The sequence below is a fragment of the Xenorhabdus beddingii genome, from assembly GCF_002127545.1.
In the GTDB taxonomy this organism is placed as follows: Bacteria; Pseudomonadota; Gammaproteobacteria; order Enterobacterales; family Enterobacteriaceae; genus Xenorhabdus; species Xenorhabdus beddingii.
On the sequence record NZ_MUBK01000106.1, the window covers coordinates 1 to 1290 of the forward strand.

Consider the following 1290-nt stretch of genomic DNA (forward strand, 5'->3'; position numbering starts at 1 on the left):
TGACCACTGATTCAGATGAATACCAAGAGAAAGAATACGATCCGCTAAAACCTCATATCGATATCCGCAAGACCGGCATTTACTGGGTTGAACCCAAAGAACAGGGCGGAGAAATTGTTGAAGTTGAAAAATGGCTGAGCGATTACATGGAAATCGTTGGCATTGGCAATGATGGCAGCGAAGGTTATCTCATTATCAAGTTACGGCAGGAAGGGACAGGAAAATGTATTGTTGAAGCGCTTCCACGCCGTGAAATCGGGATGCCGGTTGGCTGGGCCAGACTGCGTTCTCGGGGAATGAACATCACCGTAAAAAATAGTCTGTTGCCTGTTTTAGCTGAGCATCTGCAACGCAGCGGTGATCGCCGTGAGTGGATTGTGACACAGAAAGCAGGCTGGCACTGTGGGGCTTATGTCATGCCGGACGGTGAGATTATCGGTCAGCCTTATATGCCTGTGGCGTTCAGTGGTGGCACATCTGCCATTGCCGGTTATGTGGTCAGGGGAAGCGCCGAACAGTGGAAAACACACGTTGCGTCATTACTGCAAGGCAACCGCTCAATGATGCTGGGCGTACTGGTGGGATTATCTGCACCACTTAACTCACTGACAGGTGGTAACTGCTTTGGTGTGCATTTATTCGCGCAATCCTCAGCAGGGAAAACTACTACCGTTGAGGCTGCCAGCAGCTTATACGGTGATCCCGAAGAACTTAAATTATCGTGGCACGGCACTAACCACGGTTTAAACAATGAAGCCGCAGCCCGTAACGATGGTTTTATGCCGATTGACGAAATCGGACAAAGTTCTAACCCGAAAGAAGTCGCTAACAGTGCCTACAGTCTGTTTAACGGTGTCGGCAAAATTCAGGGGAAACGGGAAGGTGGGAACCGTGCAGTGATCCGCTGGAAGATTGCTGCCCTTTCGACAGGCGAAGAAGATTTAGAAACGTTTCTGATAAAAGGCGGGATCACCCCAAAAGCCGGGCAGCTTGTCAGGCTGCTCAGTGTGCCCTTTATTGATACGGCATGTTTCAATGGCTATGATGATGGTGATGCTCATGCAAGAGCTATTAAGCGTGAATCCAAACGCTATTGTGGTGCAGCGGGTCGGGCATGGGTTCAATGGCTGTCTGAGTATCAGGAGCAGGCAATCGAAATGACCGCCCGTAAAGAAAAAGAATGGCTTGATGGCCTGCCAAAAGAAGCCTCAGCGCAAGTCAAGCGCGTTGCCATGCGTTTCGCGTTACTGGATGCCGTTGGAGAGCTGGCAACCCATATCACTGGCTGGA

Annotated in this window: 1 protein-coding gene; it reads left to right on the forward strand. The window is 50.2% G+C overall.

Annotation, left to right across the window (positions count from 1 at the left end):
- On the forward strand, positions 1 to 1290 hold a 1290-nt coding region (locus Xbed_RS18650), incomplete at both ends, for a DUF927 domain-containing protein (protein WP_139837550.1).